Genomic DNA, 24,959 nt, shown 5'->3' on the forward strand with positions numbered 1-24,959 from the left:
TCCTTAACTGACTATCATATCGTCGCGGTGCACTGCCACCGGGCCGTATTCATAACCGAGAATTTCGCTGATTTCCTGCGAGTGATGACCGGCAATCATACGCATCGCGTCGCTGTTATAGCGGCTGACACCGTGGGCCAAATCGCGCCCCGCAAGATTGCGGATGCGGATCACTTCACCGCGGGAGAAATCACCTTTCACTTCGCGAATGCCCTTCGGCAGCAGCGAACTGCCGCGCGCCATAATCGCATCGACCGCACCGTCGTCGACGGTGATCTCACCGGCCGGCGGTGCGCCAAAGATCCAGCGTTTGCGGTTTTCCAACGGGGTTTCCAGCGCGTGGAAACGCGTGCCCACCGGTTTACCTTCAATAACGTCCGCCACCACGCCCGGCTTGCTGCCAGCGGCAATGATCACGTCGATGCCGGCGCGACAAGCCACGTCGGCAGCTTGCAGCTTGGTGCCCATGCCGCCGGTGCCCAGGCCGGAAACGCTGTCGCCAGCGATGGCACGCAGCGCATCATCGATGCCGTGCACTTCACGGATCAGTTCCGCCTGCGGGTTATTACGTGGATCGGCGGTGTACAAGCCTTGCTGATCGGTCAGCAACAGCAATTTGTCGGCCCCGGCCAGGATCGCCGCCAGCGCCGACAGGTTGTCGTTGTCGCCCACCTTGATTTCTGCGGTCGCTACCGCGTCGTTCTCATTGATTACCGGCACGATACGGTTGTCCAGCAGCGCGGTCATGGTGTCACGCGCGTTGAGGAAGCGTTCACGGTCTTCCAGATCGGCGCGCGTCAGCAACATCTGCCCGACGTGGATGCCGTAAATGGAAAACAGTTGCTCCCACAGTTGGATCAGCCGGCTCTGCCCGACCGCCGCCAGCAGCTGTTTGGAGGCGATGGTGGCGGGGAGTTCGGGGTAACCCAAATGTTCGCGCCCGGCGGCAATCGCGCCGGAGGTGACGATAACGATGCGGTGACCCGCTGCATGCTGTTGTGCGCACTGGCGTACCAGTTCGACAATGTGAGCACGGTTAAGACGCAGCGATCCGCCGGTCAACACGCTGGTGCCCAATTTCACAACCAGTGTCTGGCTGCCGTTCATAGTATTTCTGCCGTGTATGATGAGAATAAGAGTGCAAAGGACTTTGTAGCAGGAGAGACGCGTTATGCCAACAGGCACAACGCGAAATCAGCAGAATACTTGTGGTCTAACGGGGTCAGGCGGAAAGTTTAATCAGTTTCTCTTTGAAATTCTCGGCCGGTTCAAGCGTCAGTTCCATGGTGGTCAGCAGCTCGCCCAGACGACGGTGGAAATCACGCAGGGTGGTTTCCAACTTGGTTTTCACTTCAGCATCTTTAATCTTTTCCGGCGTCCAGTGCCCATCTTTATCAAACAGGCCAAACTGATAGGCGTAGGTGAAACGCGTATCTTCGGCATGCAGTTCGATCCACCAACCCCAGAACTCGCGCTTCTCTGGAGCGGGCTTAACATTGACGCACACGGCTAAACAATCAAAGAAAAAACGGTCGTTCTCACACTGCCCTTCACGCAGGTACGGCCCCAAGCTGGCGAAACGTTTCATTAGTCGGCTTTTAGGGTGACCACTCGGTAACGTCATTCTTTAACCTCCTCAATGTAGACCACTCTTTTTAACAAACTGTTAAAATTTAGCAACTAATTAACGCATTTTATCTTTCATCCAGTGGGTCATTTGCAGCAACGCCTTGTGGAAACTGCTGTAGACAGGGGCGCGCGGTATGGCGATCAGTTTGCCGTCCAGCGAGGATGATGCGATCAGCTGCGCTTCTTCTTTCGGGCTGAGCGGATCCTGATCCCAGTAACCGGCCAGCATTGGTGTCGGGCAACGGCGGCCCAACAGCCCTTGGGTTTTCAGCGAATAGCTGTTCAGTTCCACCTTCAGCACGTTATCCGACGCGTTGGCCATCCCCATCCGGCTGGCCAGCACATCCATGTACATGTCCGGCACATGCTGTTGCGTTTTGCTGTCGCACAGCAGGCGATGCACCACCGGCCCCAGACAAGCCACGCCACGCAGCCGCTGTGGCTCCAGATAGGCCAGACGTACCGCCACGTTGGCACCAAAACGGAAGCCAAACGCGGTGACGCGCTGATGATCGACCCACGGCACCGAGGCCAGCTGGATCAGCACCTGCTGATGCAGGAAGCTGGAATCTTGCGTCAGCTTCCACTTGTATGAGGAGCCGATGGAGGGCATATCGATGGTCAGCATGGCGATGCCGTGCGGTGCCAGATAATCGCGGAACAGGCGGTGATAGTCAGTTTGCAGCGTGTCCAGGCTGCCGCACATCAACACCGTCGGGAACGGGGCCTCACCCTTGTCCGGCAGGTGCAGGAAGCCATTGATGCTGCTGCCGCCCTCAATGCGGAACTCCAGCTCTTTCAACTGATAAGGCAGCAACAGCGCGGCTTCTTCGTAAGCCCGACAGGAGAGTGCTTCGGCCTGCTCGGCCAGTTCGTCCCCTTTCAGGTGCGGGTAGCCGGCGATGCTGTAAAAATTGGCGGCGTTGAGCCAGTGCTGACCGCCGATCAAAGGATCCTGCTGTTCCAACGCGCTCTGTTGCCAGCGCATGCCCTGGTGAACCCATTCGTAAATCCAGTTGCCGTTACGGTAACCGACCACGGTATCCAGCCATTTGTCGTTGGTGTGCTCCACATCGGCGACTGCGATGCGCGCCAGCACTTCGTTGATTTCGATCGGATCAACGCCGCGCCAGGCCCACAACAGCGGGTTAAGCATGCGATACCAGTTGCTGACGGTGTTGCCTTCCAGCGTGGAATGCAGATCGGCGCTGACTTTGTTGCGCGCGCGCATCACCAGCGTCGAGGTCTCAGGATGTTTAAATGAGGGTTTGAACAGAATTTCAGAAAGGTTGGCTTGTGCCATGGTAACAACAGCCTCCGTAAATCTGGCTATAGGCCGCAAACAGCCTAATCAACTGGAGGTAGTGTACCTAACTCTGGGGCGATAAACCAAAATAACGAAAACGCCCGGCGAAACCGGGCGTTTTAATGGAACAGCCTGTCGAACTTAACGACCGCCGATCGGTGGTACGAAGGTCACCGCCATGTCCCATGGCTGTTCGATCCAGGTATCCTGTGGGATATCAACCACATAATCGTCAACCAGCGGGCGACCTGCCGGCTTGGCGAAGATGGTGACGAAATGCGCTTTCGGGTACATCTCGCGGATGGCTTTTGCAGTACCACCGGTATCCACCAGATCGTCGATGACGATAAAGCCTTCACCGTCGCCTTCAGCGCGCTTGAGCACTTTCATTTCGCGTTGGTTGTCATGGTCATAGCTGGAAATGCATACGGTATCCACATGGCGAATACCCAGTTCACGCGCCAGTAAGGCTGCCGGCACCAGGCCGCCGCGGCTTACGGCAATAATGCCTGTCCATTGGTCTACGGGCAGCAGGCGGTGAGCCAGTTTGCGCGCTTGCATTTGCAGCATGTCCCAGGTAACAACGTATTTTTCGCTCATAGAATGGTGTCCCAGCCAGCCAGGGTGTGGCTTATTCAGTAATCAGGGGAAAAAAGGTTGCGCGAGATTATAGAGACTGGGCGCGCCGAATACCAGTTGTACCGTGGAAATCATAAGTATTTCCTCTGGTGATTGATGCTGAAAAAATGAACTGCAGCGCAGCAAACTAGTGTGATCAAGCGCTTAAACAGCACAATTCGGGACGGGCACCGCCCGGTAGAAAGTGATATTCTCTGGAGATCGTGCCAAAACCGCACAGATGCCCCTAACCCTAACCGAGCGGTATTCCCGCTATGCCGTGAATGCCGTTACAGGAGACTTATTGTGTCTGAATTGTCTCAACTTTCGCCACAGCCGCTGTGGGATATTTTTGCCAAAATCTGCTCTATTCCACACCCTTCTTATCATGAAGAAGCGCTGGCGCAGCACATCCTCGAATGGGCCAAAGAGAAAAACCTGCACGCCGAGCGTGACCAGGTAGGCAATATCCTGCTGCGCAAGCCAGCCACCAAAGGCATGGAAAACCGCAAGCCGGTTGCCCTGCAGGCGCACCTGGACATGGTGCCGCAGAAGAATAACGACACCGTGCACGACTTCACCAAGGATCCGATTCAGCCGTATATCGACGGTGAGTGGATCAAAGCGCGCGGCACCACGCTGGGCGCCGACAACGGCATCGGCATGGCCTCCGCGCTGGCTGTGCTGGCAGACGACAGCGTCGAGCACGGTCCGCTGGAAGTGCTGCTGACCATGACCGAAGAAGCCGGCATGGACGGTGCATTCGGGCTGCAGGCTAACTGGCTGCAGGCCGATATCCTGATCAACACCGATTCCGAAGAAGAAGGCGAGATCTACATGGGTTGCGCCGGCGGTATTGATTTCATCACCACCCTGCCGCTGCAGCGTGAAGTCGTACCGGCCGGTTACCAGACCCTGAAGCTGACGATCAAAGGCCTGAAAGGCGGCCACTCCGGCGCGGATATTCACGTCGGCCTGGGCAACGCCAACAAACTGCTGGCGCGCTTCCTGTTTGATAATGCCGCGGCGTTGAATCTGCGCGTGCTGGACCTGAACGGCGGCACCCTGCGCAACGCCATCCCGCGTGAAGCTTCTGCCGTGGTTGCCGTACCGGCAGCTAAGGCCGATGAGCTCAAAGCACTGAGCCAGGCGTTCCTGGCCACCCTGCAAAATGAGCTGTCCGCTAAAGAAAAGAACATCACCGTTCTGCTGGAGCCAACCACCAGCACGTCTCAGGCGATGACCGCAGACAGCCAACAGCGTTTCCTGGCACTGCTCAACGGCACGCCAAACGGTGTGATCCGCATGAGCGACGCGGTGAAAGGCGTGGTGGAAACCTCACTGAACGTGGGCGTAGTGACCACCAGCGACAGCGAAGCAGAAATCATCTGCCTGATCCGTTCGTTGATCGACAGCGGTAAAGATTACGTGGTCGGCATGCTGACCGCGCTGGGCCAGTTGGCCAACGCCAAAGTGGCCCCGAAAGGCGGCTACCCTGGCTGGCAACCGGACGCTGACTCACCGGTCATGCATTTGGTACGCGAGATCTATCAGGATCTGTTCAACAAGACGCCAAACATCATGGTGATCCACGCGGGGCTGGAATGCGGCCTGTTTAAAAAGCCGTACCCGAATATGGATATGGTGTCGATTGGGCCGACCATCACCGGGCCACACTCACCGGATGAGCAGGTGCATATCGAAAGCGTGGGCCTGTACTGGAAACTGCTGACGGCACTGCTGAAGGCTATCCCAGAGCGCGCGTAATTTGCCGGGTTCGGTGTACTGAACCCTAAAAAATACCGTGCTGTGCAAGCAAGGGCGCAATATTGCATTGCGCCCTTGTTATTCCCACGGCAGCAACAGCTGGCGCTCTAGCTGCGGATCCAGCAGCGTCACGTGCAAACCTACCAGCCGCACCCCACGCCCTTCACGTCTTTCGCTCCATGCCTGACGCGCTACATTGATCAAATCGTCTTTATTCAGTACTGGCCAAACGTGTTCCTGCGTTGTTTGCTGGAAATCCTGAAACTTCAGCTTTACGCCTTGGCGGGCGATATGCAGATCCGGTTTTACCTTGCGCAAGCGCATTTCCAGTTCCGGATACAGTTTGTCGACGATCAGCGCTTCGCACTCTTCCCAGGCATGAATGTCCTCCGCCAGCGTGCGTTCTACCCCCACCGACTTGCGCAGCCGCTCAGGCGAAACCTCACGCAGATCGATGCCCTGACAGCGTTCCCAAAGTACGCGGCCAAATTTGCCAAAGCGCTTTAACAACGCCGCCAGATCGTACTGCTGCACGTCGGCGCAGGTGATCAACCCCACTTCTTCCAACCGTTTGGCGGTCACTTTTCCCACGCCCGGGATTTTACTCAACGGCAGTTGCTGTAAAAATGCGGGTACCTGCGCCGGGGTAATGACGTATTGGCCATTCGGCTTATTCAGCTCCGAGGCGATTTTGGCGAGGAATTTGATGGGCGCGACACCGGCAGACGCGGTGAGGTTCAGTTCATCGGCTATCGCCTGGCGGATTTGTTCGGCGATCAGCGTCGCCGAGCCGTTGCACTGGCTGCAGTCAGTGACGTCCAGATAGGCTTCATCCAGAGACAGCGGTTCGATCAACGGGGTGTAGCGGGCAAAAATTTCACGGATATGCAGCGAGGCTTCCTTGTACGCCGCCATGCGGCCGGGCAGCAGCTTAAGGTGCGGGCAAAGCTTGAGCGCCATCGCCGTCGACATGGCACTGTGTACGCCATAGCGACGTGCAGGATAGTTGGCGGTGCTGATCACCCCACGCCGGTCGGCGCTGCCGCCAATCGCCAACGGAATATCGCGCAGGCTGGGATCGTCGCGCATTTCTACCGCCGCGAAGAAGCAGTCCATATCGACATGAATGATTTTACGCATCGCCCCTCCAATAACACTGTATAAGTATACAGCCAATAATGGAAAGCTCAAGCCTCGGCAAAACTCGGATCAGCTCGGATAAAACAGGGTTTCACCCAATTATCTTCGACTTGTTAAAAAAGCGTAATTTTTGAATAGTACGCTGTGGCAAATTAATCGCCTCAGTTATTGATAACAATAAACCTTGCACAGGAAGGTGCCCTACATGAAAGCATTATCGGTCTATTTATTCGCTTCAGCATTATCCCTGATATCCCTTGCCGCGAGCGCAGCCCCTGCCATTATTGCGCACCGCGGTGGCACTGCCGACGCACCTGAAAACACTCGCGTCGCAATTGAAACCGCACTGAAAAACGGCGCGGACGCCATTTGGATCACGCTGCAGGAATCCAAAGACGGCGTTATCGTGCTATACCGTCCCTCAGACTTGAAAGCGCTGACCAACCAACAGGGCCTGGTCTCCGCTTACACCGCCGAACAACTGGCGAAAGTTGACGCCGGCTGGTCATTCGCCAAAGGGGAAATGCACCCGTTCCGGGGGAAAGGCATTGGCATTCCTCGACTGGATGAAATACTCAACGACTTCCCCAAGGTCAATTTCTATCTGGACATCAAGTCACCGGATGCCAATCCGGCCCAGTTCGGTAAAACCTTGCTGGCAACCCTGGAAAAAACCGACAGCCTGAACCGCACCCGCGTTTACTCCACCGATGCCAAATATTTGCAGGCGCTACCGCCGACTATCAAGCGTTTCGAAACCCGCGATGAAACCCGCGACCTGCTGGCGAATATCAGCCTGTCACACCTGTGCGAACTGAAGCCGGATAACCAGAAGCCACGCTGGTACGGGTTGGAACTGAAACGGGAAGTGGAAGTGGTGGAGAAATTTACCCTGGGCGAGGGGCGCTCCAAGGCGTTTCTGACCTGGGATAAAGAATCGATCGACTGCTTCCGTTCGCAAGGCCCAGCACACATCATTCTGTTTGGTATTAACACCCCGGCAGACTACCAGCAGGCGCTGGCGCTTGGGGTAGACGGGGTGATGGTCAACTCACCGGCCGATGCGAAAAACTTTCGCCAGGCCAAATAACCGATAAAAAAAGGGGCGCTGCATGCGCCCCTTGTAGTCAGATAATCCGGTGCTTTTCCAGCTGCTGCTGGCGCAACGCCTCTTTCTCCAGGCGTTTTTTACGCGCATCGCAAGGTTCCGGACAGTCGCAGACCTTATCCATCCCCAGCGCCGTAATGCCGCCGCAGCTGCCCTGCAGGCTTTTACGTTTAAACACGTAGCCCAGGGACATACCGCCGACAATCAGCAGAAACAACACGAAGGTGGCGACAAATACCGTCAACATAGCGACCTCACGAGTGCTTGTTCAAATAGGGTTTAAACGCCTCAGAGTAGCGCTCTTCAAAACCGGTGGCAGTTTTCACAATCATGAACACCGGGATCCCCATCAGGTTCGCCAATGCCATGCCGCGTTCCGGCCCCAGTACGTTTAATCCGGTCGACAAACCGTCTGCCGCCATGCAGGTTGGGCTCAACACCGTGACCGACACCAGGTGGTGATGGATCGGCCGGCCGGTGATCGGATCTATAGTATGCGAATACCGCACGCCATCCTGTTCGAAATAGTTACGGTAATCCCCCGAGGTAGCTATCGACATCTCACCGGGTTGGATCACCAATTGCGCTTTCTGCTCCATGCCGGCGGTCGGCCGCTCAATGGCGATACGCCACGGTTTATTCTCACCGTTGTGGCCGCGAGTGCGCACCTCACCGCCAATATCGACCATGTAATTTTTCACCTGCTGCGACTGCAGGTACTGGGCAATCACATCCACCCCGTAGCCCTTGGCGATCGAGGAAAGATCGACATACAGCTCCGGAATGCGTTTGACCAACGCGTTACCCTGTACCGACAGCTTGTCGATGCCAGTCCAGGCGCGGCGCTGCTCCAGTGCGGCGGCGCTCGGCACCTTGTCCGGCCGCCCTTCCGGCCCGAAGCCCCACAGGTTAACCAACGGCCCGACGGTCACGTCCAGCGCGCCGTCGGTAACGCGGTTGATACGCAGCGCCTCCAGCACCACTTCTGCCGTCGCGGCCGACACCGGGAAGGGTTTATCCACTGCGCGACTGGCGTTGAAGCGGCTCAGTTCCGAGCCAGGACGATAGGTGGACATTTGGTCGTTCACCAACTCCAACCGCTTGTCGATCTCCGCCTGTATCTTGGCGGCGGACGGCGTGTCGTCGCCGGTGACGTAGCGGATCGAATAGGAGGTCCCCATGGTTTTACCCTCGAGATTCACCTGCTCCGGCCCGCAACCGGTCAATAACAGGGTGGAGCTCAGTACCACCGTCGTCATCCAGCCCTTCATTGCCCCTACGCGCATTTAGCCACCAAAGTCATCCAGCATGATATTTTCGTCTTCGACGCCCAGATCTTTCAGCATCTTGATCACCGCCGCGTTCATCATTGGCGGACCGCACATGTAGAATTCGCAGTCTTCCGGCGCCGGGTGGTTGCGCAGATAGTTTTCCAACAGAACATTATGGATAAAGCCGGTGTAACCCGTCCAGTTATCCTCTGGCTGCGGATCGGAAAGCGCCACGTGCCAGGTAAAGTTTTCATTCTCTTCCTGCAACCGATTGAAATCGTCCTCGTAGAACATCTCACGCAGCGAACGCGCGCCGTACCAGAAGGTGATTTTGCGCTTGGACTTCAGGCGATTGAGCTGGTCAAAGATGTGTGAACGCATCGGTGCCATGCCGGCACCACCGCCGATAAAGATCATTTCGGCGTCGGTATCCTTGGCAAAGAACTCGCCGAATGGCCCGGAGATGGTCACCTTGTCACCGGCCTTCAGCGACCAGATATAGGAAGACATAATGCCCGGCGGCACGTCAGGATCGCGCGGCGGTGGCGTAGCGATACGCACGTTGAGCATGATAATGCCCTTTTCATCCGGATAGTTCGCCATGGAATAAGCGCGCACCGTGGTGTCATTCACCACTGAGCGATAGCGGAACAGGTTGAATTTGTCCCAGTCGCCGCGGTACTCCTCCGGCACATCGAAATCGGCATAGCTGATGTCGTGCGCCGGCGCCTCGATCTGAATAAAACCACCGGCACGGAACGGCACGTCTTCACCGTCAGGAATTTTGAGCTTCAGCTCTTTGATAAAGGTGGCTTTGTTATCGTTGGAGATAACTTCGCACTCCCACTTCTTCACGCCAAAGATTTCTTCCGGCAGCTCGATTTTCAGGTTTTGCTTCACGTTCACCTGACAGGCCAGGCGGCAACCCTCTTTCGCTTCACGCTTGTTGATGTGCGACAGTTCAGTCGGCAGGATATCGCCGCCGCCCTCTTTGATCACCACCCGGCATTGCCCGCAGGAACCGCCGCCGCCACAGGCGGACGAAACGAAGATCCCCTGGCTGGAGAGCATATTCAGCAGCTTGTCGCCCGCCGGAGCGGTAAAGCTTTTGTCCAAATCGCCATTCACTTCCACCGCAATATCGCCGGTGTTCACCAGCTTCGATTTGGCGAACAAGATCAGCAATACCAGCACCATAACGATGGCGGTAAACATCGCGACGCCTAAAATAATTTCCATAAATTCTTCCCGCCTTTACAACTGAACACCGGAGAAGGACATAAAGCCCAACGCCATCAGCCCGGTGGTGATAAAGGTAATGCCCAGGCCGCGCAACCCTGCGGGGACATTGGCATACTTGAGTTTTTCGCGGATCCCCGCCATCGCGACTATCGCCAACATCCAGCCCGTGCCGGAACCGAAGCCGTACACCACCGACTCGGCGAAGTTGTAGTCACGTTGCACCATGAAGGACACACCGCCGAAGATGGCGCAGTTCACGGTGATCAGCGGCAGGAAAATGCCGAGTGCGTTGTACAGCGACGGGAAGAAGCGATCGAGGATCATCTCCAGAATCTGCACCAGCGCAGCAATCACGCCGATAAAGGTGATGAAGTTGAGGAAGCTCAGATCAACGCCTTCCACCAGCGCGCCATCACGCAGGATCAGGTTGTAGACCAGGTTGTTCACCGGCACGGAGATGCCGAGCACCAGGGTAACCGCAATCCCCAAACCAAAGGCGGTCGAGACCTTCTTCGATACCGCCAGGAAGGTACACATCCCCAGGAAGAACGCCAACGCCATGTTCTCTACGAACACTGCGCGTACAAACAGGCTGATATAATGTTCCATCGGCCATTACTCCTTTTCGATCTGCGCTGGTTTCAGGGTGCGGAGCGCCCAGATCAGCAGGCCGATGATAAAGAACGCGCTCGGTGCCAACAGGAACAAACCGTTTGGCTGATACCAACCGCCGTTCTGTACCGTTTCCAGCACCGGGATGCCGAACAGCTTGCCGGAACCGAACAGCTCACGCAGGAAGCCAACCAGCACCAGGATCACCCCGTACCCCAGCCCATTGCCGATACCGTCCATGAAACTCTCGATGGGCGGCGATTTCATGGCATAGGCTTCGGCGCGCCCCATCACGATACAGTTGGTGATGATCAGGCCAACGAACACCGACAGCTGTTTGGAAATCTCGAACGCATAGGCGCGCAGCAGCTGATCGACCACGATCACCAGCGAGGCGATAATCGCCATCTGCACGATAATGCGCACGCTGTTCGGAATATGGTGACGGATCAACGAAATAAAGAAGCTGGAAAACGCCGTAACCAGCGTCACCGCGATGGTCATCACCACCGCCGTTTCCAGCTTGGTGGTCACCGCCAGCGCGGAGCAGACGCCCAACACCTGCAGGGCAATCGGGTTGTTGTCGAACAGAGGCCCTAAAAGGACCCGTTTAATCTCTTTGGAATCAGCCATTTTTCAGCGCTCCTTCACGAACTTTTTTCAGGAACGGGCCAAAGCCGTGCTCGCCCAACCAGAAGTCAAAAGTATGCTGCACGCCGTTGGAGGTCAGCGTGGCGCCGGACAAGCCGTCCACCCCGTGTTCATCTCCCTGACGCGCCCCGCCTTTCACTACGCGGATCGCCGGTTGCCCGTTATCGTCAAACAGCTTTTTACCGACCCACTGCTGGCGCCAGCTGGCATTCTCAACCTCACCACCCAGACCCGGGGTTTCCCCTTGCTGGTAGTAAGTAATGCCTTTCACCGTGTTACCGTCATTATCCAGCGCAACAAAGGCGTACATCATTGACCACAGGCCCGTGCCGTAAACCGGCAGCACAATTTTGTTCACCGCGCCGCTGTCGTCACGCACCAGATAGATTTCCGCCTGGTTACTGCGGCGTTTGATGCCCGCCGGATCGTCAGCCGCCGGCAACGCCGCACTTTTGCTGTCATCACGCAATGCCGCAGCCAGATCGAACGCCGCTGCCTTGCCGGTAACAAACTCACCGCTGTTTAAATCCAGCAACCGGGGTTCGATGCGTTGGGTGAACAGCGTTTTGACCTGCTCACCCTCCATTTTCGGTTGCAGCAGGCCAGCCACATCGAGGATATTGCGCTGCTTGTCGAGCAGCTTTTGTTCCTGCTGTTTGGACTTCAGACCGACGGCGGAACCCGCCACCACCACAGAACACACCAGGCACAACAGCAGTACCACCAGCAGCGTTTTACCGATGCTGTCGTTTTTAGATTCATTCGCCACGGGCTTTTCTCCGCTTGATGTTGGCCTGCACCACCAGATAATCGAACAGCGGCGCGAACAGGTTGGCGAACAGGATCGCCAGCATCATGCCTTCCGGATAGGCCGGATTGACCACCCGGATCAGCACGCACATCACGCCAATCAGGATGCCGTACCACCATTTCCCCTTATTGGTGAACGAGGCGGAAACCGGATCGGTGGCCATAAAGATCATGCCGAAGGCGAAACCACCTAACACCAGGTGCCAGTACCACGGCATGGCGAACAGCGGGTTAGTAGTAGAACCGATGGAATTAAACAGGAAGGCGGTAGCCATCATGCCCAGCATCACGCCGGCGACGATGCGCCAGGATGCCACACGACCGAACAGGATTATCGCCCCGCCAAGCAGGATCATCAGCGTGGAAACTTCGCCGACGGAGCCGGGAATGTTGCCGAGAAACGCGTCCATCCAGCTGATTGACTGGCCGGTAGCGACGTTGCTCAGACTGTGCGCCCCACCCGCGCTCCATTGCGCCAGCGGCGTTGCGCCGGAGAAACCGTCGGCGGAGGTCCACACCAGGTCACCGGAAATCTGCGCCGGATAAGCGAAGAACAGGAAAGCGCGCCCCGCCAATGCCGGGTTAAGGAAGTTGCGCCCGGTGCCGCCGAAAATCTCTTTCGCCACCACCACGCCGAAGGTAATCCCCAGCGCGGCCTGCCACAGCGGCAGCGTGGGCGGCACAATCAGCGCAAACAGAATCGAGGTAACAAAGAAACCTTCGTTAATCTCGTGCTTGCGAATGATAGCGAACAATACTTCCCAAAATCCGCCGACCAGAAACACCACGGCGTATATCGGCAGGAAGTAGCAGGCACCCAGCACCATTTTGCTGACCCAGCCGGCGTCCGCCGCCAAAGAAGCCCCCAACCATTGCGCCAGCCGGTAGTGCCAGTCGCCCGCCAATACCTGTTGCAGCTGATCGCCGCTGTAGAGGTGATGCAGCGCCGGAATGGCCTGTTGGCCAACGTTGTACATACCCCAGAACATCGCCGGGAAAACGGCCAGCCATACCAGGATCATCATGCGTTTCAGATCGATGGCGTCGCGCACGTGCGAAGCGCCGCGTGTCACCAAACCCGGGGTGTAAAACACCGTCGTCGTGGCTTCAAACAGCGGGTACCACTTTTCCAGCTTGCCGCCCGGAGTGAAGTGATGCTCGATTTTGTCAAAAAAGTTCTTCAGGCCCATCGGTTATCCTTCCTGCTCAATCTTGGTCAGCACGTCGCGCAGCACCGGAGCGTATTCATACTTGCCGGGGCAGACGAAGGTGCAAAGCGCCAGATCTTCTTCATCCAGCTCCAGACAGCCCAGCGCCTGTGCACTGTCGCTGTCACCCGCCAGCAGGTCACGCAGCAGCAGCGTCGGCAGAATGTCCAGCGGCATCACCCGCTCATAGTTGCCGATCGGTACCATGGCGCGTTCGCCACCGTGGGTGGTGGTCGAGAAGGCGAACAGCTTGTTTTTCAGGAAATGGCCCAGCGTGGTGCGGGTGATAGAGAATTTATCCGGCGACGGCGCGATCCAGCCGAACAGCTGTTTATCACGCCCTTCTTCCAGCACGGAAACCTGCGAGTGGAAACGGCCAAGATAGGCGTTAGGGCCGGCGACGTGGGTGCCGCTCAGCACCGAGCCGGAAATCACCCGGTTTTCACCGGCTTTAAGACGATCGGCGGTCAGTTCATCGAGGCTGGCCCCCAGGCGGGTACGCAGCAGCTGCGGCTGTTCCACCTGCGGGCCGGCCAGCGCCACCACCCGATCGGTATCGAGCTTGCCGGTAGTGAACAGCGTCCCTATAGCGATCACGTCCTGATAACCGATATGCCAGACGGTTTTTTTCAAACTGACCGGTTCGAGGAAGTGGATATGGGTCCCCACCAACCCGGCAGGATGCGGGCCGGCAAACTCGTTATAGGTCACCTGTGCATCCGGCTGCTTGCCCAGGTTCGCACCTGATGCGTGACAGACGTGGACTTTACCGTCGGTCAAGCGTGCCAATACCGATAACCCGGCGTTAAATGCCGCCAGTTGTTCGGTAATGATCACCAACGGATCGGCAGCCAGCGGCTGGCTGTCCATGGCGGTAACGAAAATGGCACGCGGCGTCGTTCCCGGTACAGGGGTTTTGCTGAAAGGGCGGGTGCGCAACGCCGTCCACAAGCCGCTGGCGATCAGTTCGCTTTCGACCTGCTCGCGCGGCAACATGGCCAGTTCCGCCATCGGGTAATGGGCAAACTCCAGCTGTTCGTCACCGCCATTTTCGATGGCGATCACCACCGACTGCAAAACGCGCCGTTCACCACGGTTGATGGCTACGATGCGGCCGCTGGCTGGCGCAGTGAAGAATACGCCGGGGGTCTTTTTATCTTCGAACAGCGCCTGACCTTTCTTAACGCTATCGCCTTCCTGCACCAGCATGGACGGGCGCATTCCGACGTATTCTTCCCCAAGCAGGGCGACATGCTGAATGATTGGGCCGTCATGAATTGCCTGAACCGGTGTTCCGGCAATGGGCAGATCTAACCCTTTTCTGATTTTAATCATAAGATTTATACGATGTTGGTTAGTTTCACACGTCTTACCGGCCCCAGAGGCTGGTGCTGACGATGCCTGGATGATGAGACTGCATCAGCAGCCTCTGGGTTAAGCGCAACGGCATCACGCTCAACATGAAATCTTTCGCACTGACAAAATGGGGTCGCGAACATTCCGTTGATAACTCCTGGATCCATTTTTGCGCGCTAAAAACGCTGTTAATACTTTGTTGCCGCAGGGGTGATTCAATCCCCCCGAGAAGTAAGCTCAACACCTCATTCTGCGGACGTAACAGCAGATTAATTCGAGCCGGGATATTAACATTTTTCACAACATTTTTCTGCGCTGGGCAGTGACCTGAGTCAAGCAAACGCAATTAAATTTTCGCTGTTTTACTCCACCAATCGTTAAAATCTGCCTGTCGATTCACTTTTATCGAAGTTTGTAGTTTTTTTATACACATCGCATATTGCTAAAAAAGAACACGCTGGTAATCTGACGGTGTTTTAAGACCGTAAAACAATAATCAGTGGCATGTTGGCCATGTCTACATTGAGCCAGCAGATAAATATAAGCAGGAATAATAATGAGCAAAATCGCGTTGTTGTTTGCGATGCTTTTTTCTATGCCGATGATCACGGCCTGCAGCGCCAGCGAGCAGGTTCCCGAGGCGCCGGTGGTTAAGCAGCAATTAGTGGGTTCACCGGTTTATATTCAGATATTCAAAGAAGAACGCACGCTGGAGTTGTATGCCAAAATGGGCAATGAATTCCGCCTGGTGAACTCTTTCCCTATCTGCAATTTCTCCGGCGGCCTCGGCCCGAAACGTCGTGAAGGTGACTTTAAAAGTCCGGAAGGCTTTTATAGCGTCGACTCGCGCCATCTGAAACCCGACAGTAAGTATTATCGGGCAATAAATATCGGCTTCCCTAATGATTACGATAAATCACAGGGGTATTCCGGCGCTTATCTGATGATCCACGGTGAATGCAAATCAATTGGGTGTTACGCGATGACCAACACCTATATGGATGAGATTTATCGTTATGTCGAAGCCGCGTTCGCTTATGGTCAGAGCCGGATTGATATCAGTATCTACCCGTTCCGCATGACCGATCAAAACCTGAAGCGACACAGTTCGTCTAACTACATCGCTTTTTGGCGCCAGTTGAAGCCGGGTTATGACTACTTCGCCAAAAACCATCAACCGCCAATGGTGGGGGTATCCAACGGTCAGTACGTGCTGGGCCAACCGTTGATGAGCAGCAGCCAGATGACGCAGTATGCGTCAACCACGGCTCCCGCTGTCAGCACCAATCCCTTCGCTCAGACCAAGCCGCTCACCGAAGTGAAATAACGCGAATTCGCCTGGTGCGATCTTGTGCCAGGTTTCATTCGCCGTCAGCGGTTGGGTGGCAATCACCGTGACCACATCGTTAGGTGTGGTCTGCTGCTGGAAATCAATCTCCACGTCCTGATCGAGTAACGTCGCTTTCCCGAATGGCGCACGACGCGTGATCCAATACAAATTGGTGGAACAGTACGCCATCACAAAGCGCCCGTCCGACAGCAGCATGTTGAATACCCCTTTCTGACGCAGTTGATCCGCCAACAGCGCGATATAGCGGAATACCGGCGGCCAACGGCTCGGGGTACGAGGGTATTTCAGGGAAAGCTGGTGCAGCAACCAGCAGAAAGCATATTCGCTGTCAGTCTGGCCGACCGGGCGGAAGTTGCCGGTTTCCAACTGGCGATAGCCTTTCAATTGGCCATTGTGCGCGTAGGTCCAGTTACGGCCCCACAGCTCACGGGTAAAAGGGTGGGTATTCTCCAGCGCCACTTCACCGCGATTAGCCTGGCGGATATGCGAAACCACCGCACAGGACTTAATCGGATATTCTTGCACCAGACGGGCGATCGGCGAGTCGAAACTCGGCTGGGGATCTTTAAACGTGCGGCAACCGTTCCCTTCATAGAAGGTAATGCCCCAACCATCTTTATGTGGCCCGGTACGGCCACCGCGCTGAACCAGCCCGGTAAAGCTAAAGCAAATATCGGTCGGTACGTTTGCGCTCATCCCGAGCAGTTCACACATCGCTTGCCACTCCTTAACCACCCTGACGCCGTCTATTGGAGCGCGACAGGCGCACCCCAATACAATATTAGCGGGGGCAGTGCGCCCCCTAAAGCCGTTAAGCCTTAACCATCTCTTTTTCGATCAGCTGAATCAAGATGTGGATCGCTTTGATATGAATTTCCTGGATGCGATCGGCGTAACCGAAGTGCGGTACGCGGATTTCCACGTCTGCGGAACCGGCCATTTTGCCACCGTCTTTGCCGGTCAGGGTGATCACTTTCATCCCTTTGGCACGTGCCGCTTCGATAGCTTTAATGATGTTGCCGGAGTTGCCTGAGGTGGAAATGCCCAACAGTACGTCACCTTCGCGGCCTACCGCTTCCACATAGCGCGAAAACACATACTCGTAGCCGAAGTCGTTGCTGACGCAAGACAGGTGGCTAACGTCGGAAATGGCAATCGCCGGATAGCCTGGGCGGTTTTCACGGTAGCGGCCGGTCAGCTCTTCGGCAAAGTGCATGGCGTCACAGTGGGAGCCACCGTTACCGCAGGAAATGACTTTCCCACCGGCTTTGAAGGAATCGGCCAGCAGCACTGCCGCGCGTTGAATGGCGTCGATATTGGCATCGTCATTGATAAATTTCGCCAGGGTATCGGCCGCTTCGTTCAGTTCACTGCGAATAAGGTCGTGGTACATGAGGAACCTCTTGTTATCGTCAATCTTCCGCTCCGCAGTGTACCGGATCGGGGAAAAACCGAGAAGCACTCTGAGTCAAACAGCGCCTTCGTTGAGGTGCCGCTGAGGTTTTTGATGATTGGTGCGGTCAGATTGTGACTTAAGTTGTAATTAAACTGTAAATGCATTGATAAAAATATGGGCTTGTACTAAAACCTATTACATACACACAACAGGTCAGACCTCTTGCCACTTTGGAGCTTCTTATGATGGTTCTTAGTATTGTTGTTTTACTGGCACTCATTGGTGTGGTGTTCTATCACCGAGTGAACCTCACCCTCAGTAGCCTTATCCTGCTGGCATACACCGCCGCCATGGGCGCCATTGGTCTTTGGACCTTCTGGATGCTGCTGCCGCTGGCGATTATCCTGCTGCCGCTGAACATCACGTCACTGCGCCGTTCGATGCTGTCTGCACCGGCGCTGCGTGCGTTCCGCAAGGTAATGCCGCCTATGTCCACCACCGAAAAGGAAGCGATCGAAGCCGGTACCACCTGGTGGGAAGGCGATCTGTTCCGCGGGACGCCGGACTGGAACAAGCTGCATAATTACCCGAAACCGCAACTGACCGCCGAAGAGCAGGCGTTTATTGACGGCCCGGTGGAAGAAGCTTGCCGCATGGCCAACGACTTCCAGATCACCCACGAACTGGCCGATTTGCCGCCGGAACTGTGGGCGTACCTGAAAGAACACCGCTTCTTCGCAATGATCATCAAGAAAGAGTACGGCGGCCTGGAATTCTCTCCTTATGCTCAGGCACGCGTGCTGCAAAAACTGGCTGGCGTTTCCGGCATCCTGGCGATCACCGTTGGTGTGCCGAACTCCCTCGGTCCGGGCGAACTGCTGCAGCATTACGGGACTGACGAGCAGAAAAATCATTACTTGCCGGGCCTGGCGCGCGGCGACGAGATCCCTTGTTTCGCCCTGACCAGCCCGGAAGCGGGTTCCGATGCCGGCGCTATTCCGGATGTCGGTACCGTCTGCATGGGTGAGTGGCAAGGCGAGCAGGTGTTGGGCATGCGCCTGACCTGGAACAAGCGCTACATCACGCTGGCACCGGTGGCGACCGTGCTGGGCCTGGCGTTCAAACTTTATGACCCGAACCACCTGCTGGGCAATAACGAATCACCGGGCATCACCTGTGCGCTGATCCCAACCAGCACTCCGGGCGTTGAAATCGGTAACCGTCACTTCCCGCTGAACGTGCCGTTCCAAAACGGCCCTACCCGCGGTAACGACGTGTTCGTACCTATCGATTACATCATTGGCGGGCCAAAAATGGCCGGTCAGGGCTGGCGCATGCTGGTTGAATGTCTGTCGGTAGGCCGTGGCATCACCTTGCCTTCCAACTCCACCGGTAGCGTGAAATCCATGGCGTTGGGCATTGGCGCTTACGCCCATATCCGCCGTCAGTTCAAAATCTCGATCGGCAAAATGGAAGGCATCGAAGAGCCACTGGCGCGTATCGCCGGTAACACCTATGTGATGGATGCCGCGGCTACGCTTATCACCAGCGGCCTGATGCTGGGCGAGAAACCGGCGGTGCTGTCGGCCATCGTGAAATACCACTGTACCCACAGAGGCCAGCAGGCAATCATCGATGCAATGGATATTGCCGGCGGTAAAGGCATCATGCTGGGCAAATCCAACTTCCTGGCCCGTGCCTATCAGGGCGCGCCTATCGCCATCACGGTGGAAGGCGCGAATATCCTGACCCGTACCATGATGATCTTCGGCCAGGGCGCTATCCGTTGCCATCCTTATGTACTGGATGAAATGGCGGCAGCGCAAAATAACGACCTGAGCGCCTTCGATAAATCGCTGTTCGGCCATCTGGGCCACGTAGGCAGCAACAAGGTGCGCAGCTTCTGGCTGGGCCTGACCAACGGCCGCACCAGTGGCACACCGACCAAAGACGCGACTCGTCGCTATTATCAGCAGTTGAACCGCCTGAGCGCTAACCTGGCGCTGCTGTCGGACGTTTCTATGGGGGTGCTGGGCGGCAGCCTGAAGCGCCGCGAGCGTATCTCGGCCCGTCTCGGGGATATTCTCAGCCAAATGTACCTGGCTTCCGCTACGCTGAAACGTTTTGAAGATGAAGGCCGTCAGAAAGAAGATTTACCGCTGGTCCACTGGGGCGTGCAGGACAGTCTGCACCAGGCGGAACAAGCGTTGGACGATCTGCTGCGCAACTTCCCGAACCGCTTTATCGCCGGTGCGATGCGCTTCGTGATCTTCCCGTTCGGCCGCGTGCATACTGCACCTTCTGACCGTCTGGATCACCAATTGGCCAAGATCCTCCAACAGCCGTCTGCCACCCGCAGCCGTCTGGGGCGCGGTCAGTATCTGACGCCGAGCGAGCATAACCCGGTAGGCCTGTTGGAAGCCGCATTGGCGGACGTGATTGCCGCAGAGCCGATTCACCTGCGTCTGTGTAAGGAGAGTGGTAAAAACCTGCCATTCACCCGACTGGATCGTTTGGCACAACGGGCGCTGGAAGAAGGCAAAATCAGCGCCGATGAAGCGAAGATCCTGGTGAAAGCCGAAGAGAGCCGTCTGCGTTCCATCAACGTGGATGATTTCGAGCCGGATGCGCTGGCGGCCAGCAAGCCGGAAAAGCCGCTAAAGCAGGATAAGCGCCAGAAGCATACCGAAGCCGCGTAACGGCAATAAACACGTGCACTCAGGGGCGATAATCATCGCCCCTTTTTTATTTCCACTGAGAAATGCGCAGCCGTTCGCAACGTTACCAGAACGGCTAATTTAACCCTGGGGATTATCGGATAGACTGCCGGTGGGTGCTCTGGATCTTTCTGTCCGGAGCTTGAGTTTAGTCGAGGATAGAAATAGAAAGAGAAAGGCCCCGAGTCGATACATCAACCCGAGGCCACTCTGAACGTCCAAGCAACGTCAGGTTAGCCTCTTACCCGCCGGAAGGCAAGGATAAGAAGGTCAAAAATGCAGCAGGAACGGGTCGTTCTTAGGCTGATGATTATCTGCATAACGCTTGTCGCGCTGATGTGGATCACTCGCGGTTCACTGTGTGAATTGCGCATCAAACTGGGGGACACGGAGGTTGCAGCCATTTTGGCTTACGAACCCGAACGGTAAGGCAACCCAACGGCGGGGCTCGCCCCGCCTGTTGGTTGTTACGACAGATCCATGAGCACCCTTCCTCGCCGCATCCGTCAGGCTGCTAGCCGTTTTGGCGAATGCGCGCCAGCAGTGCATCGATATGTTCGATCTGCGACGCATTAACGATCAGCGCTCGGCCAAGGCTCAATGCGTGGCGCTGGCATTCTGCACGCATCTCGGCATCGCTAATACTGTCCAGATCGGCCACGTGTGCCAGACCGATAGTGCGGCGAATCAGTTCGCTGCCACAATAACCTACCGCATCCGTCCACACCTGCTGCAGGAACTGCTCGGCGTAACCTGGCACCGCCAGCGCCGGCTCACGAGTGTATTGGTGGCACAGCGCCAGGAAGCGATCGGCAAAAATCAGCCAGAGTTCACGCACATCCTGCAGGCGTTGTTCTCGCCCGGCGGCGGCGTCCCGCGGCCCTAACAACCCCGGCAGACCGCAGTAGTTCAACAACAGATTGCCCAAGGCGCTGCCGACGTCAAACCCGATCGGCCCATAGAAACCAAACTCGGCGTCTATCGCCTTCAACTTGCCTTCCGCAACAAAAATTGAGCCGCTGTGGATATCGCCGTGCAGCAACGCTTCCGCCTTGCTCAGAAAGCGATGTTTCAGTCCAGCCACCGCCAGTTTCAACGCGGAATCGCTACGCAGCTCTAGCACCTGGGGCAGCAGCACCGGGTCAAACTGATTACGCTCATGATCGATATAGGGATCGGTAAAGAAAAGATCTTCGGTGATCTGGCACAGTTCAGGGTTGGTGAAGCGACTAACTTCGGCCTTTTTTGCCTGTGCCGTCTGATAAAAGTCGGAGGTATGGAACAGGGTCTGCGCCAAATATTCCGCCAATTGCCCGGCCGCCAGCGGGTAATAGTGGCCCTTGAGCAATTCACTGCGCCAGATATGGTGGTCGGAAAGATCTTCCTGCACCATCACCGCCAGCTCGGGATCATGATGCAACACTTTTACCGTATGTCTTGGGCAAAAACCGCCGTGGATCAACAGAGTTTCCGCTTCGATCCGTGCCCGATCCAGGGTCAGTGGCCAGGATTCGCCCACGCAGCGTACATACGGCAGCGCCTGTTTAACGATCACCCTGCTCACGCCATCGCGATCGCGGATCTTGAACACCAGGTTCAGATTGCCGTCACCAATCTCGTCAGCGCTCACCAGCGCCTGCGGATCGGCTAACTGCCCGTATTGGCGAGCATACTCAACGGCATCGGCAGCAGTAAACGTACGATAATGCGACATTCCCAACCCCTCTTTCCTGTCTCTCTGACACAACGATTATTATTTTTTAGACGTAAAAGCATTTGGACGTCTATACATCTGGAAGTCATGTTGGCAGAATAGCTTTCCAGATGCAATAACTACGCAACAAGGAATTAACCGCCGATGCAAGCGCTTAACACCACCAGTTTGACCCTGCGTGACAACCGACTTTGGATCCTCGATCAGCAGGCTTTGCCGCAGGAAAAACAGTGGCGAACCTGCGACAGCGTAGAGGAACTGGTTGATCATATTCATACCTTGCGGGTGCGGGGCGCACCGCTGATCGGCCTGTCCGCCAGCCTGCTGTTGGCCCTGTTGGCAGAACGTGGGCTGCCGCGTGAACAGCTTGAGCAGGCACTCATCACTCTGCGTGCTTCAAGGCCGACGGCGGTCAATCTGATGAACAATCTGGACCGCATGAAGCTGGCGCTGGCGCAACCGCACTGGGTGGCGGCGATGGTGGAAGAAGCCTTGCGGCTAGTGGAAGAAGACCGCAAATTGTGCGATCGCATTGCCGACCACGGGGCCGAACTGGTCAAACCCGGCAGTCGCCTGCTGACCCATTGCAATACCGGTGGCTTGGCGACCGCTGGCGTCGGTACTGCCATTGGCGTGCTACTACGCGCCCATCAGCAGGGCAAAGTGCAGCAGGTGTGGGTGGATGAAACCCGGCCGCTACTGCAGGGTGGCCGCTTGACCGCCTGGGAGCTGGGCGAACTGGGTATTCCTTATCGGTTGATTTGCGACTCCATGGCTGCCAGCCTGATGGCGCAGGGCCAGGTCGACGCCGTATGGGTGGGTGCCGATCGCATCGCCGCCAACGGTGACGTTGCCAATAAAATAGGCACCTACAGCCTGGCAGTCCTGGCGCATTACCACAACATCCCCTTCTACGTTGCCGCCCCGCATACAACGCACGACCCCCACTGTCCGAACGGCGCCGCCATCCCTATCGAGCAGCGCGCCGCAGCTGAGGTGACCGGTGTGTCGGGCAGTTTTGGCTCATGCCAATGGGCGCCAACCGATGCGCAGGTTTACAACCCGGCATTTGACGTCACGCCGGCGAAGCTTATCAGCGGTTGGGTGTTTGACAGCGGCGTGATTACGCCACAGCAGGTCAATGATGGGATCTTCCAGCGGGCGTTAGGCTAACGCCCGCGCAGTATCAGTTGAGACGCGGATAAGCATCGGCGATTTTATCGCCGGTGAAATGTGCCACCCAGCCTTCCGGGTTATCGAACACGCGGATCGCCGTGAAATTCGGCGCCGATCCCATGTCAAACCAATGGCGAGTGTCTGCCGGCACGGAAATCAGATCGTTCTTCTCGCACAGGATCTGGTAGATCTTGCCGTTCAGATGCAGACAGAACAGCCCCGCGCCTTCGACAAAAAACCGCACTTCATCTTCACCATGGGTGTGTTCGGAAAGAAACTTCTCGCGCAGCACTTCGCGCTGGGCGTTGTCCGGACGCATGCTGATCACATCCCAACTCTGGTAGCCTTTTTCCGCCACCAGACGATCAATTTCATGCTGGTAAGCGGCAATCACCGCCGCCGGTTCCGGGTTGTCACCCAGTTCACGATCGGCCTGCCAGCGTTCAAAACGCACGCCGATTTGTGCCAGTTTCTGCTGAATAGCTTCGGCGTCGCGGCTCTGCCACAGCGGCTGCTGCGGCTCTTTATCGCTGAAAATCGTCAATCCACTCATGAGGCAAACTCCCCTAAATCGATGTGATCAAAACGGTTAACCTGCGGGTGCTGGCTCTGCGCATCGGCGTCGTCGCGGATCAGCTGACAGGTGTGCCAACCGGCGGCTCGCGCGGCATCCAGCTCTTGATGAATATCGGAAAGGAACAGCAGCTCGTCGGTGGCGATACCGATTTCATTGGCAATATTGCGGTACGAAGCGGTTTCACGCTTGGCCCCGACGTGGGTATCGAAATACCCGCTGAACAATGGCTGCAGATCGCCGGCATCACTGTTGCCGAACAGCAGTTTCTGCGCTTCCACCGAGCCGGAAGAGTAAACGTATAGCTTCAGCCCCTGCTGCTGCCAGGCGCTCAGCTGCCCGGCCACTTCAGGGTATAAATGCCCGCGGAAATCACCGTTGTGGTAGCCACTGCGCCAGATGATGCCTTGCAGTGCCTTCAGCGCGGTGGATTTGCGATCTTCGTCCATAAAACGGTAGAGCGCGGCAATAAGCTGCTCAATATCCGCCTGCGGTTGATCAATCTCATGACGCAGGGCAGCCAGCGGCGCAGCCACCTCAGCCTCTGCCTGGTGCTGACGGATAAACGGTGCCAAACGTTCACGCGCATAGGGAAACAGCACCTGATGAACAAAGCGGATATCGCTGGTGGTACCTTCAATGTCAGTGACGATGGCGCGGATCATTTTGCCTCCAGTAAACGGCGTTGCAGTTCGCACTGGAACAGGAATTCCAGCCCTTCAAGGTGACGACGAGCCTCCGCAACCTGGCGGCCCCAGCAATACAGGCCGTGACCCCGCACCAGAAAACCGTACTGCAATGGCGTCACTTCGGCATAGGCCGCGACGCGCGCGGCCAAGCGCGGAATGTCCTGATCGTTGTCGAAAATGGGGATCGCTACGGTATCCAGATGAGAGCTCTGCCCGGCGAGAGATTTTTGCATCTCATAGCCCTGCAACACCAAACGCTCACTGGATTCAACGCGTGACAACACTGTCGCATTCACCGAATGCGTATGCAACACCGCGCCAATCTGCGGGTACAGCCGGTAAATCAAGGTATGCAGGCCGGTTTCCGCCGAGGGTGTGCGGCCACTCGGCACATGGTTGGTGGCGGTTTCCACCAGCAGGAAATCCGATTCGCTCAGGCTGCCTTTATCCTTGCCGGATTCGCTCACCAGACAGTGTCGGTCATCAAGACGCAGCGACATGTTGCCGCCGGTCGCCGGGCACCAGCCCTTTTCGCCAATCCAGTGACAGGCAGACAACAGCGCTGTAAGTTGCGGATTTTCGGTCATTATCGTTTCCCGGTCAGTAAGGTCGTCCAGCAGGTGA

General features: G+C 56.5%; 26 protein-coding genes. 6 read left to right on the top strand and 20 right to left on the bottom strand.

Annotation, left to right across the window (positions count from 1 at the left end; all coding sequences use genetic code 11):
• Positions 1-3: 3 nt before the first annotated feature.
• The 4 genes from proB to gpt form a co-directional block, all read right to left on the bottom strand.
• On the bottom strand, positions 4-1,107 hold the full coding sequence (gene proB, locus AC1RKG_RS14940) for a glutamate 5-kinase (RefSeq protein WP_020825379.1): 1,104 nt from the start codon (positions 1,105-1,107) through the stop codon (positions 4-6).
• 115 nt (positions 1,108-1,222) lie between these two features.
• Positions 1,223-1,624 carry a sigma factor-binding protein Crl gene (gene crl / locus AC1RKG_RS14945; protein WP_041414255.1) on the bottom strand — a complete coding sequence of 134 codons (402 nt, stop codon included), beginning with the start codon at positions 1,622-1,624 and terminating at the stop codon, positions 1,223-1,225.
• A 60-nt stretch (positions 1,625-1,684) separates the two neighbouring features.
• Positions 1,685-2,932 (bottom strand): esterase FrsA, encoded by a 1,248-nt coding sequence (gene frsA / locus AC1RKG_RS14950; protein ID WP_116691219.1) that lies wholly within the window; start codon positions 2,930-2,932, stop codon positions 1,685-1,687.
• A gap of 144 nt (positions 2,933-3,076) precedes the next feature.
• Complete coding sequence (gene gpt / locus AC1RKG_RS14955; RefSeq protein ID WP_044548512.1) at positions 3,077-3,535, bottom strand: xanthine phosphoribosyltransferase; 459 nt, start codon at positions 3,533-3,535, stop codon at positions 3,077-3,079.
• Between the two features lie 324 nt (positions 3,536-3,859).
• On the opposite strand from gpt, the gene pepD reads away from it, so the two are divergent.
• Positions 3,860-5,320 (top strand): beta-Ala-His dipeptidase, encoded by a 1,461-nt coding sequence (pepD, locus tag AC1RKG_RS14960; RefSeq protein ID WP_493183354.1) that lies wholly within the window; start codon positions 3,860-3,862, stop codon positions 5,318-5,320.
• 78 nt (positions 5,321-5,398) lie between these two features.
• On the opposite strand, the gene dinB is transcribed toward pepD, so the two are convergent.
• Positions 5,399-6,460, bottom strand: coding sequence for a DNA polymerase IV (gene dinB / locus AC1RKG_RS14965; RefSeq protein ID WP_046374422.1), 1,062 nt, complete (start codon positions 6,458-6,460; stop codon positions 5,399-5,401).
• Between the two features lie 205 nt (positions 6,461-6,665).
• Here dinB and AC1RKG_RS14970 point away from each other — a divergent pair, with 205 nt between their 5' ends.
• Complete coding sequence (locus AC1RKG_RS14970; protein WP_493183356.1) at positions 6,666-7,550, top strand: glycerophosphodiester phosphodiesterase family protein; 885 nt, start codon at positions 6,666-6,668, stop codon at positions 7,548-7,550.
• Between the two features lie 37 nt (positions 7,551-7,587).
• On the opposite strand, the gene nqrM is transcribed toward AC1RKG_RS14970, so the two are convergent.
• From nqrM to AC1RKG_RS15015, 9 genes are read right to left on the bottom strand one after another with little or no spacing between them, the layout of a single operon-like run.
• Positions 7,588-7,815, bottom strand: a complete 228-nt coding sequence (gene nqrM, locus AC1RKG_RS14975) for a (Na+)-NQR maturation NqrM (protein ID WP_020825372.1) — start codon at positions 7,813-7,815, stop codon at positions 7,588-7,590.
• A 7-nt stretch (positions 7,816-7,822) separates the two neighbouring features.
• Entirely contained in the window at positions 7,823-8,854 is a 1,032-nt protein-coding gene (locus tag AC1RKG_RS14980; protein WP_493183358.1) for an FAD:protein FMN transferase, read from the bottom strand.
• Positions 8,855-10,078, bottom strand: a complete 1,224-nt coding sequence (gene nqrF, locus AC1RKG_RS14985) for an NADH:ubiquinone reductase (Na(+)-transporting) subunit F (protein WP_044548498.1) — start codon at positions 10,076-10,078, stop codon at positions 8,855-8,857.
• A gap of 15 nt (positions 10,079-10,093) precedes the next feature.
• On the bottom strand, positions 10,094-10,690 hold the full coding sequence (nqrE, locus tag AC1RKG_RS14990) for an NADH:ubiquinone reductase (Na(+)-transporting) subunit E (RefSeq protein WP_012005400.1): 597 nt from the start codon (positions 10,688-10,690) through the stop codon (positions 10,094-10,096).
• Between the two features lie 6 nt (positions 10,691-10,696).
• On the bottom strand, positions 10,697-11,326 hold the full coding sequence (locus AC1RKG_RS14995; protein ID WP_020825369.1) for an NADH:ubiquinone reductase (Na(+)-transporting) subunit D: 630 nt from the start codon (positions 11,324-11,326) through the stop codon (positions 10,697-10,699).
• Positions 11,319-12,113 carry a Na(+)-translocating NADH-quinone reductase subunit C gene (locus AC1RKG_RS15000; RefSeq protein WP_020825368.1) on the bottom strand — a complete coding sequence of 265 codons (795 nt, stop codon included), beginning with the start codon at positions 12,111-12,113 and terminating at the stop codon, positions 11,319-11,321. The genes AC1RKG_RS14995 and AC1RKG_RS15000 overlap by 8 nt, the downstream gene beginning before the upstream one ends.
• Entirely contained in the window at positions 12,103-13,344 is a 1,242-nt protein-coding gene (locus tag AC1RKG_RS15005; RefSeq protein WP_020825367.1) for an NADH:ubiquinone reductase (Na(+)-transporting) subunit B, read from the bottom strand. The genes AC1RKG_RS15000 and AC1RKG_RS15005 overlap by 11 nt, the downstream gene beginning before the upstream one ends.
• A 3-nt stretch (positions 13,345-13,347) precedes the next feature.
• A complete protein-coding gene (locus tag AC1RKG_RS15010) occupies positions 13,348-14,697 on the bottom strand; it encodes a Na(+)-translocating NADH-quinone reductase subunit A (RefSeq protein ID WP_493183360.1) in 1,350 nt (449 codons plus the stop codon).
• A gap of 34 nt (positions 14,698-14,731) precedes the next feature.
• Positions 14,732-15,019, bottom strand: a complete 288-nt coding sequence (locus AC1RKG_RS15015) for a hypothetical protein (protein ID WP_128864373.1) — start codon at positions 15,017-15,019, stop codon at positions 14,732-14,734.
• Between the two features lie 255 nt (positions 15,020-15,274).
• Between AC1RKG_RS15015 and dpaA the strand changes: the two genes are divergently transcribed.
• Positions 15,275-16,045: a peptidoglycan meso-diaminopimelic acid protein amidase gene (dpaA, locus tag AC1RKG_RS15020; protein WP_493183362.1), complete on the top strand. Its 771-nt coding sequence runs from the start codon at positions 15,275-15,277 to the stop codon at positions 16,043-16,045.
• On the opposite strand, the gene AC1RKG_RS15025 is transcribed toward dpaA, so the two are convergent.
• Entirely contained in the window at positions 15,977-16,783 is an 807-nt protein-coding gene (locus AC1RKG_RS15025) for a class II glutamine amidotransferase (RefSeq protein ID WP_020825364.1), read from the bottom strand. The two genes, dpaA and AC1RKG_RS15025, sit on opposite strands and share 69 nt — an antisense overlap.
• 97 nt (positions 16,784-16,880) lie before the next feature.
• Entirely contained in the window at positions 16,881-17,462 is a 582-nt protein-coding gene (gene lpcA / locus AC1RKG_RS15030) for a D-sedoheptulose 7-phosphate isomerase (RefSeq protein ID WP_004949058.1), read from the bottom strand.
• Positions 17,463-17,707: 245 nt separating this feature from the next.
• On the opposite strand from lpcA, the gene fadE reads away from it, so the two are divergent.
• Together fadE and AC1RKG_RS15040 are read left to right on the top strand one after the other, a co-directional pair.
• Entirely contained in the window at positions 17,708-20,164 is a 2,457-nt protein-coding gene (fadE, locus tag AC1RKG_RS15035; RefSeq protein WP_187962322.1) for an acyl-CoA dehydrogenase FadE, read from the top strand.
• A gap of 294 nt (positions 20,165-20,458) precedes the next feature.
• Positions 20,459-20,611, top strand: coding sequence for a Hok/Gef family protein (locus AC1RKG_RS15040; protein WP_048759719.1), 153 nt, complete (start codon positions 20,459-20,461; stop codon positions 20,609-20,611).
• An 85-nt stretch (positions 20,612-20,696) separates the two neighbouring features.
• On the opposite strand, the gene mtnK is transcribed toward AC1RKG_RS15040, so the two are convergent.
• Positions 20,697-21,896 (bottom strand): S-methyl-5-thioribose kinase, encoded by a 1,200-nt coding sequence (gene mtnK / locus AC1RKG_RS15045; RefSeq protein ID WP_020825362.1) that lies wholly within the window; start codon positions 21,894-21,896, stop codon positions 20,697-20,699.
• Between the two features lie 144 nt (positions 21,897-22,040).
• On the opposite strand from mtnK, the gene mtnA reads away from it, so the two are divergent.
• Positions 22,041-23,069 carry an S-methyl-5-thioribose-1-phosphate isomerase gene (gene mtnA / locus AC1RKG_RS15050; RefSeq protein ID WP_020825361.1) on the top strand — a complete coding sequence of 343 codons (1,029 nt, stop codon included), beginning with the start codon at positions 22,041-22,043 and terminating at the stop codon, positions 23,067-23,069.
• A 13-nt stretch (positions 23,070-23,082) separates the two neighbouring features.
• On the opposite strand, the gene AC1RKG_RS15055 is transcribed toward mtnA, so the two are convergent.
• The 3 genes from AC1RKG_RS15055 to AC1RKG_RS15065 are packed head-to-tail and all read right to left on the bottom strand — an operon-like array spanning position 23,083 to position 24,922.
• On the bottom strand, positions 23,083-23,625 hold the full coding sequence (locus AC1RKG_RS15055) for a 1,2-dihydroxy-3-keto-5-methylthiopentene dioxygenase (RefSeq protein WP_493183365.1): 543 nt from the start codon (positions 23,623-23,625) through the stop codon (positions 23,083-23,085).
• Complete coding sequence (mtnC, locus tag AC1RKG_RS15060) at positions 23,622-24,311, bottom strand: acireductone synthase (RefSeq protein WP_187962318.1); 690 nt, start codon at positions 24,309-24,311, stop codon at positions 23,622-23,624. Before mtnC ends, AC1RKG_RS15055 begins: the two co-directional genes overlap by 4 nt.
• On the bottom strand, positions 24,308-24,922 hold the full coding sequence (locus tag AC1RKG_RS15065; RefSeq protein ID WP_020825358.1) for a methylthioribulose 1-phosphate dehydratase: 615 nt from the start codon (positions 24,920-24,922) through the stop codon (positions 24,308-24,310). The genes mtnC and AC1RKG_RS15065 overlap by 4 nt, the downstream gene beginning before the upstream one ends.
• Positions 24,923-24,959: the final 37 nt, after the last annotated feature.

It is taken from the genome of Serratia sp. GW822-FHT06D09 (assembly GCF_058799515.1).